This is a genomic window from Methylobacterium segetis (assembly GCF_004348265.1).
GTDB lineage: Bacteria > Pseudomonadota > Alphaproteobacteria > Rhizobiales > Beijerinckiaceae > Methylobacterium > Methylobacterium segetis.
Window position 1 is genome coordinate 1 of the sequence record NZ_SMNT01000143.1, and the last position, 8,355, is coordinate 8,355.

General features: G+C 65.1%; 12 protein-coding genes. All 12 read left to right on the forward strand.

Annotated features, from left to right (window positions below; genetic code table 11):
• The coding region (locus E1J50_RS27580; protein ID WP_165937961.1) for a hypothetical protein at window positions 1–789 on the forward strand (789 nt) is incomplete at its 5' end.
• A 59-nt stretch (window positions 790–848) separates the two neighbouring features.
• A complete protein-coding gene (locus tag E1J50_RS24235; protein ID WP_132256529.1) occupies window positions 849–2,780 on the forward strand; it encodes a hypothetical protein in 1,932 nt (643 codons plus the stop codon).
• Between the two features lie 2 nt (window positions 2,781–2,782).
• Window positions 2,783–3,274, forward strand: coding sequence for a hypothetical protein (locus E1J50_RS24240; protein ID WP_132256531.1), 492 nt, complete (start codon window positions 2,783–2,785; stop codon window positions 3,272–3,274).
• A gap of 7 nt (window positions 3,275–3,281) precedes the next feature.
• Window positions 3,282–3,488, forward strand: coding sequence for a hypothetical protein (locus tag E1J50_RS24245; protein ID WP_132256533.1), 207 nt, complete (start codon window positions 3,282–3,284; stop codon window positions 3,486–3,488).
• A gap of 9 nt (window positions 3,489–3,497) precedes the next feature.
• Window positions 3,498–3,800 (forward strand): hypothetical protein, encoded by a 303-nt coding sequence (locus E1J50_RS24250; RefSeq protein ID WP_132256536.1) that lies wholly within the window; start codon window positions 3,498–3,500, stop codon window positions 3,798–3,800.
• A 45-nt stretch (window positions 3,801–3,845) separates the two neighbouring features.
• Entirely contained in the window at window positions 3,846–4,487 is a 642-nt protein-coding gene (locus E1J50_RS24255; RefSeq protein WP_132256538.1) for a lysozyme, read from the forward strand.
• A gap of 56 nt (window positions 4,488–4,543) precedes the next feature.
• Complete coding sequence (locus E1J50_RS24260; protein WP_132256540.1) at window positions 4,544–5,218, forward strand: hypothetical protein; 675 nt, start codon at window positions 4,544–4,546, stop codon at window positions 5,216–5,218.
• Window positions 5,219–5,240: 22 nt separating this feature from the next.
• Window positions 5,241–5,702: a hypothetical protein gene (locus tag E1J50_RS24265; protein ID WP_132256542.1), complete on the forward strand. Its 462-nt coding sequence runs from the start codon at window positions 5,241–5,243 to the stop codon at window positions 5,700–5,702.
• Window positions 5,699–6,154, forward strand: coding sequence for a hypothetical protein (locus E1J50_RS24270; protein WP_132256544.1), 456 nt, complete (start codon window positions 5,699–5,701; stop codon window positions 6,152–6,154). Before E1J50_RS24265 ends, E1J50_RS24270 begins: the two co-directional genes overlap by 4 nt.
• Window positions 6,151–6,393: a hypothetical protein gene (locus E1J50_RS24275; protein ID WP_132256546.1), complete on the forward strand. Its 243-nt coding sequence runs from the start codon at window positions 6,151–6,153 to the stop codon at window positions 6,391–6,393. The genes E1J50_RS24270 and E1J50_RS24275 overlap by 4 nt, the downstream gene beginning before the upstream one ends.
• 491 nt (window positions 6,394–6,884) lie before the next feature.
• Window positions 6,885–7,514 (forward strand): hypothetical protein, encoded by a 630-nt coding sequence (locus E1J50_RS24280; protein WP_132256549.1) that lies wholly within the window; start codon window positions 6,885–6,887, stop codon window positions 7,512–7,514.
• Between the two features lie 180 nt (window positions 7,515–7,694).
• A partial coding sequence (locus tag E1J50_RS24285) for an IS5 family transposase (protein WP_132256552.1) occupies window positions 7,695–8,355 on the forward strand: 661 nt, incomplete at its 3' end.

Sequence of the window (8,355 nt, forward strand, 5' to 3'; positions counted from 1 at the left end):
CAGGAGGCAAGCACCCGGGCCAGCCAGGACAGCGCGCAGGCATCGCTGATCAACGACGTGTCGGCGGTCACGAACGCTGGCACGGCGCAGGGACGCTTCTCGCTGTTCGCCCGCTCGGGCGTTTCGGGCGTGTCGGTGCGCCTCGAAGCCTACGCAACCGTAAACCGCGGCGGTCAGATCCGCGGCGCGGGCTGGTACATCGACCTGCTCGACAATGGCTCGTCGCGCTTCGTGATCGACGCCAACCTGTTCGCGATCACGGCCAACGGAGGGCTCACGTACCCGTTCCAGTTCGACGGACAGACCCTCACCATCCCGAACCTCGTAGTAACGACGAGCCTCATCGCGCCGAACGGTTCTTCCGACCGAGTCGTGCGCTCAGGCGGTGTCGGCGATGCGCGCCCGAGCAGCCCCGGATTTCGTGAGATCCCAGGCTGCTCATACGACTTCTACGCCGATGGCGATTGGTCGGTGCTGATTGCTTCAACGGCCGACGTCTACGTTGAAGCCAATGGCACAGCCAATGTGCAGCAGTCATCCGCGTTGACGGTCGCCATAGCAATCGACGGTGTGCCGCTGAATAGTGGCCGCGGCCAGCAAAGCTATAGTGTCACAGCGGGCGGAAATACAACCAAGGCAACCTATCAAACCGGTCCGATTGATTACACAGCGATGCGTGTCATCGGAACCGGAAATCATCGTATATCACTGATGTTCAAGTGGGAGGGTGGCGCAAACTCAGGCGCTACTGTCTCCGCAAATATGTACGTGGTTGTCCTCAAGCGCTGACCGCGCTCGTCTCTTCGCATCTTCGCCCGCCGCCATCCTCAACCCGGGGACGCTTTCGCATGTCTCTCTACTACTCCTCGACCGGCACCGCCTCCGTTGCCGCGAATTCCAATCTCGTCACCGTGGCGGGCCTCGACCTGACCACCGTGCAGCCGGGCATGACGATCCATTTCGGCTCGCGGAACAAGCTCGTCGGTGACGGCTACCTGATCGCTTCGAAAACCCGGAACAGCGATCCGACCACGGGCGGTACGATCACCCTTGTGGATCCGGTTCCATCGGCGCTCACCACGGTCGCCTTCATCATCAACACGCAGAGCTACAACGGCACGCAGGACGCGTTCGGCGCTGCGGAGTTCGTTCAGCTTGCGGTCGCCCTCACCCGGCTCACGGGACCAGCGACCACGCTCTACACCGGCTCGAAGCAACTTTCGCTGGACAAGAAGTCGTCCACGGCGGTCGGGCGCGTGCTTCATGCCATCGACGGCCGCAACTGGTTCGCCGCCACGCAGAAGCCCTCCACGATCGCCGGGCAGACCGTCGAGAGCTACGTCATCGAAGCCTATCCGGACGGCACGACGGCCGTGGACGCGATCCGCGTCAACGCGAACAACGGCGCGGTCGACGCGCGCATCGAGGAAGGCGCGATCACCGCAGCGGCGACCACCGACATCGGGTCGCTCAACACCCACCTCGTCAACATCACGGGTAGCGGCGTCGCCATCACGTCGTTCGGATCGCGTGCCTACTGCGATCGGCGCGGCCGGTTCTCTGGCGCCTGCACGCTCACGCACAACGCGACGTCGCTGATCCTGCCCGGCGGGAAGAACATCACCACCGCTGCCGGCGATACCTTCGAGGCGACCTCGGACAGTGCCGGCAACTGGACTGTGCGCAGCTACAACGCGGCGAGCGGCGCAGCGGTTGGCGGTGCGCCCGGCACTGCCTCGAAACGCAACCGCATCATAGACCCCGGCATGCGGGTGTCGCAGCTGAACGGCAACAACGCGGTCACTATCGCGCCGAACACTTTCGACTTTCCGTCAGACTCTTGGCTCGCGGAGCGTGCCGTTAACACGACAGGCGGCCTAACAGCCCAACGGATCGCGCAGCTTACACCGGGCGGATCTCCTTATCGGATCCGGGCAACGGTAACGGCTGCAAATACGCCCGCGGCTGGGGATCGCGCCCAGTTCCAGACCCGAATCGAAGGGCTGGATGTCTCCGACCTGAGGTTTGGCTCCGCTTCCGCAAAGACCATCACGTTACGCTTCGGCGTCCGCGCGAGTGTCGCTGGAAATTACACCATTGCGGTTCTCAATGGCACAGTAAACCGGTCGTGGCTCGGTTCGATCACTGTCGCGGCTGGCGAGATCAACACCGATGTTGTGAAAACTGTCACCCTGGTTGGTGACACCACCGGGACCTGGGCGACGGACACAGGTATCGGGTTTATTGTCTGTGTCGTCTTCTGTGGTGGCACGTCAATGCAGGGCGTCGCCGGCTGGCAGTCTGGAGGCTTTTACGCTCTGCCGGGACAGGTCAATTTGCTCGCGACGAATGGCGCTACGTTCGATCTATTCGATGTCGGTCTGTACGAGGGCGGCGTTGTGCCACCATTTGAGCTTGGCGACTTTGCAGACGATCTGCGAAAGTGCCAGCGGTACTTCTGGCGCCAGAACTACATCACAGATCCTCTTTGCATGGGCCAAGCATTCTCTGGAATCGGCGCCTATGCCGGCGTTGTGCAGTTGCCGGCGCCCATGCGGGCAGCGCCCTCATGTTCGATTTCGTCGCCCGCTCACTTCTCAGGGTCCAGGGCAGACAGTTCGGTGGCCGCCTTCTCAAGCGGAGGTATCGCATATTCGTCCCCGGAAAGAATTGGCTTCAACTTCTCGGGGGCGCCAGCGTCTAGCTTCACAGCGGGCAACGCTGTGGGATTTTATTTCAACAACTCCGCTGCGTTCATCAATGCGAATGCGAGGCTCTGACAATGAAGGCGAATTACATAGCGCTCGCTAAGGCGGCGATTGCAGTCACGCTCGATGCTGGCGACCAACTCGGCGACTTCGTTGGTCCGGTCGAGTTCATGGTCCCGTGGCCGGCGCCAGGCAACAAGGAGGCTGCCGCCCTCGCCGCGCTGGTCAAGGCCGGCGACATCGTGATCGCCGACGCAGAGGATCTGTCGCCCGACGTCCCGGAGGTCATCTCGGATCGTCAGTTCGCGCAGGCTCTCGCCAAGCAGGGTGTGATCTCCAAGGAGGAGGCACTCGCCTTCGTGAAGCGCGGCGAGGTGCCCGCGGCGTTGCAGGCGGTGATCGACGGCATCCCTGACGACGAGGATCGGTTCGACGTCGACATGGGCGTGTCGGGCGCGACCACCTTCGAGCGCAGCAATCCGTCGACCGCTGTGCTCGCCGCTGCCCTCGGCTGGTCGGCCAAACAGATGGACGACCTCTGGCGCTTCGCCGCCACCATTCGCTGAGGCCGCCATGATCGAGCCGCCGATCATCTACCTCTACGATCCGGAGTCGGGCCGGCTGGTCGACTCCCGGTTGGCGGAGCCGGTGCCGGACACCTGGGGCAGCTTCCGGATCCCCGACCACGCCACCGTGATCGCCCCGCCGTCGTTCACGCCGCCCGGCAAGGCCCCGGCCTTCCGTGATGGGGCGTGGACCTTCGTTGACGCAACAGTCTGAGCAACCAACATGATCACCATCACCGAGACGCACACCACGCAGCGCACGCTTGAGACGGAGGAGGACATCGCCGCCTACCTGACGAGCGAATTCGAGCGGCGCGCAGAGGCGGCGGGCTTCCGGCCGGGCTCTCTCGCCAGGCTCTCGAACAGGAACGGCGTGAGCGCGCTGATGGGCGCCGGGACCGTGGTGATCGTGCTCGCCTGCGATCCCGCGTCGTCCCCGCTCGCCACCGTGCTCGGCATGAACACGTCGGGCGGCGTGATGCAGTTCTTGGTGCCGGCCGAGATCCTGGCGCCGCGCACGGCCTGACCTGCAGCCTGCGGGCGGCGCTCAATCTCATCCTGGAGACCTGACATGGAGCTCAGCCCCATCGGCGAGGCGGTTCTGATCGCGCGCGAAGGCCGCCGGCTGAAAGCCTACAAGGACAGCGTCGGCGTCTGGACCATAGGCATCGGCGTCACGACGATCGACGGCAAGCCGGTCACCGCCGGCATGACCATCACCTCGGCGCAGTGCGATGCGCTCTTCGACGTGACGGTCGCCCGCTATGTGTCGGCGGTGAACAAGGGCCTGAAGGTGCCTGTCAGCCAGAACGTCTTCGATGCCCTCGTGTCGGTCTGCTACAACATCGGCATCGGTGCCGCTGCCCCGCGGTCCGGCTTCCTCGGCTCGACCTTCCTGAACCGCATCAATGCCGGCGACATGGCCGGCGCGCGCGACGCGATCCTGATGTGGAACAAGCCGGCCGCGATCATCGCCCGGCGCCAGGCCGAAGCCGAGCAGTTCGTCACCTCCTACGCGCAGAGCCTGCCGCGGCAGACCTCCGGTTCGAAGCCGATCAAGGTGGCTGCTCCTGTGATCGAGGTCCTGCACCCCGAGGTGCCGACCCCGGTCATCGCGCCGGTCACCGTCGAGGCCAAGCCAAACGTCTGGATGCGGCTGATGCGCTGGGTCGACGACACCTGGGGCGACCGGCCCGCGGCGCGCGCCGCCTGACCTGAGTTCCCGAGCCGGCCGGGCCCGCCGCGCACATCACCATCAGGATCACCATCATGACCCGCAAGCTCACGCTCGCGGCGCTGGCGCTCGCCTGCGTCGGTCCGCTCCTTCCTGTCGATGCGCTGGCCGCCGGTGCCCTTCCCGGGGATGGCTCTGGCGCTCACGGCCTCGCGGTCGGTCTGACCGCCCTCGGCGCCCTCTCGGCGCTGATCGCGATCTCGCTCTGGCGTCCGCTGCTCGTCGCTGCGGTGACGTTCGTCCTCTGCATCGGCTACGCCTTCGCTGCCGAGGTCGTCTCCGCAACCCCAGCCACGGCGGTCATTGTCCCCTGGGGCGATTGGGTGGTCGCCATCGGCCAGGGGCTGACCGCGATCCTCCTGCCCATCCTCGTCGGCGTCGTCACCAGCGCCGTCTACCGCGTGGCGCCCTGGGCGCGTCTCGTGCTGACGCAGGCCCGCATCGAGCAGATGACCAAGGCCGTCACGGATTATGCCCTGAACTCGGTGGCGGGCGCGGCCAAGGGGCAGGTGCTCACTGTTCCGGTGGGATCCGCCGTCATCACCAAGGCGGTTCAGCGCGCCGTCGATGTGGCTCCGGCGAAGGTGGTCGCGGCGGCCGGCGGACCGGCAGGGGTGGCCGAGCTCGTCTTCAGGACCCTGCACCTGGAGGACAAGGCGAATGCCGCCAATACGCTCGCGCCGGCGCAGGCCGCCATTCCGGCGAAGTAGCGCCGGTCAGCTGTAGGCGATCATGACTGATGCGCGCCGGCGGAAGCCTGAAGATGAGCATGTCTGCCGCCGCGCCGCGACACAGGCGGTGGGGCAGGGGCTGCGAGAGCAGATCCCGCTGCCGCAGCGCGGCCTGGGGGAGGACGAGATCCGGCGTGCCTACGACATGGATGACGACGACGACCGACGCCCGCTCAGAGCCGCTTCGCACGTTCGCAAGCTCATCAACGCCCTCAGCGAGGCCGACGTCGCGAAGCTGGAGAAGCTGCTGAGCTTGAAGCCCGAGACGGTCGCCTGGGTCGACGCCAAGAACGATCGCGAGCTCAAGAGCCTCGACGGCGCAGTCGACTTCATCAACTCGTCCCGTACCGCCGCCAAGGTGCTGATGTGGGTCTGCGGTGTAGCCGTGACCTTCGTCACAGGCACCGTCGCCCTCGCCAAGTCGGGCTACGACCTGTTCGCCCTGCTGCGAGGAGGCAAATGACCCTGCGGATCTTCGGCTACTTTTGCCTGTCCGTCATCAGCGGCGGCATCCTGTTCGCCGCTTTCACTCTGGCCTGGTTCGCGGGCGACCGGCGGCTGCCCGTCGAGATCCTGCAGACCGACGTGCTCACGCCCGTTGTGAAGCCGGGCGGCAAGCTCGTGGTCAGCGTCCGGGTCCGCTACCTGCGGGAGTGCAAGGGGCACATCGACCGCGCCCTCTACGATAGCCACACGCACCGCTTCTGGCTGCCGGACATCGACTACGAGCGGCCGCCGCAGGGCCTTGGCGAGTTCACCTACACCACGGAGATCGATGTGCCGGATTTCTTCGGCAGCGGGCCGGCCGAGTTCCGCGGTGTGCCGACCTACGCCTGCAATCCGCTGCAGCGCTACTACTGGCCGATTACACGCGACGACATCGTGGTCCCCTTCGAGGTGGAGAGCCCGCAATGAGGTGCTTCGTGCTGCTCCATGCGCTGACGGGGGACCCGGGTGGATCACCGCCGGAGATCTACGTGAACCGGGACCTGATCACCGTGGCGACACCGGTCCGGCTAGAGCGCGGCTCGGCCTATGCCGGTGCGAACACGCTCCTCAGCTTCAACGGCAATGCGCTGCGCTGGGTCGTGGAGACGCCCGCCGAGGTAATGAAGGCGCCCTGCTTGCTGGGGAGGGGCAGTGCACCGGATTGACCGCGGGCGGTTTGCCTGCAACGATAGGTCCTCCATAGATCTTGACTTGAGCCCGCCCGGTCCGCCGAGGCGGGCTTTTTGTGCGCTTCATCCAAATGGATGTTGACAGTGACGCCTACTTGCTGAGCCGCACTGCGGCAGAAACACAGAAGGTCAAGACCCGCCACTCCTCCGTTTTGCGTCTTGACACAGGAAAATGGTGCGTATCTAACATTGGGCCGCCGTCAGCGCTGGCGACCAATGTCTCGCATTTCGCAACTACTAAGTTGCGGTTTTTCTATGCAAGGAGGGCAGGCGTGGTTGCAATCATTCGCGGATCGTCCGCGTCGGAGACCTTTAGACCCGCATCCCACCCGGGATCGAATCCTTTCGGAGAAGACTCGTCTCTGGTCTACGGCAACGGAGGCAATGATAGCTTCTTCGTTCTCGGGACACAGAACGATCTGAACCGGGTCGATATCGTCGCCGGCAGCGGAAATGACACGGCGGACGTGAATTACGGCAGGGGCAACTTCCTCGCCGGCGCCGGCAATGACACCCTGGTCCTGCATCACGGCGTCTACCAGTACGACGCGGATGCCGGTACGGACACCCTCGCGTTCGACGATTCCATCGGCAGTTACAATATCTTCGCGGCGGGTGCCGGGACGACGATCTTCCGCGGTGCCCTCGACAATCCTGATCTGTACGTTCAGAGCAGCGAGGTCGAGACGTTCCGCTTCTCGAACGTCACGGTCAATCAGGGGGACGGCAACCAGCTCGTCGACGACCTGCACTATTACAGCCGGAACCTCGACGTGGCGGCCGCCGGCATCGATCCGGAGGCGCATTACGCGGCTTTCGGTTGGAAGGAAGGCCGGGATCCAAACCTGTTCTTCGACACCAAGGGCTACCTCGCAGCCTATGGCGACGTGGCGGCGGCCGGCATCAACCCTCTCGAGCATTATCTCCAATACGGTTGGAAGGAGGGCCGGGATCCGTCGGGCCTGTTCGACACCAGCGCCTACCTCGCCGCCAACCCGGACGTCGCGGCGGCCGGCATCAATCCGCTGGCGCATTACCTCACCTACGGCGTGAACGAGGGTCGCGCGTTCTTCAACGACGGCATCATCGACGTCTAAGGCAGCTCGCCCGGCGAGCACCTGAGCGAAATCAGGATGCGAAAACCAGAGCCCGCCCGGTTCGCCGTGGCGGGCTTTTTCGTCAGACCCCGTTTCATAACGGGGTGAGGGCGTGCTGATGGGGTGAGCGGCGAGCATCGCGGGCGTTGGGGAAGTGTCTGACGCTACCCCGGATCGCCGATGTGGACGCCCGCCGCCCGCGCAGAACTTGCGCGCGAGAGCCAGCCTTACGCAACCAGCCTGACCGATGCCGAATGGGCAGTCGTTGCCCCTCTGCTACCCGCCCCCGCCACGACGGGCCGTCCGCGCCGCTGGCCGATGCGCTCCGTGCTCGATGGCATCCTGTACGTGCTCAGGACAGGGGGCGCCTGGCGGCACCTGCCGCACGATTTTCCGCCTTGGTCGACCGTGCATCGCTGGTTCTTGCGCTTGTCCCAGGCGGGCGTGTTCGAGCGCCTCGCCCACACCCTGACGATGGCAGATCGCGAGCGAACTGGATGCGAAGCAAGCCCCAGCGGTGCCATCCTGGATGCCCAGGCGACGCGCTCGGGCGGCGTCGGTGTCGAAGGTCCACGCGGCTACGATCCAGCCAGGCGTGTCGTTGGGCGCAAGCGTCACGCGCTCACTGACACGGATGGGCGCCTGCTCGTAGCTGCTGTCTCGCCTGCTGATCTGCACGACAGCCACGGCGGCCTCGCGCTCCTGCGCGCCTCGCGCCGCCTTTGGCCCTTCTTGGCCCACTGTTTCGCCGATCGCGCCTACAGAGGCGATCGTTTGGGCACCGCCACGGCCATCACCGTCGAGATCATCGTGCCCAAGGAAGGACAGAAGGGCTTTGCCG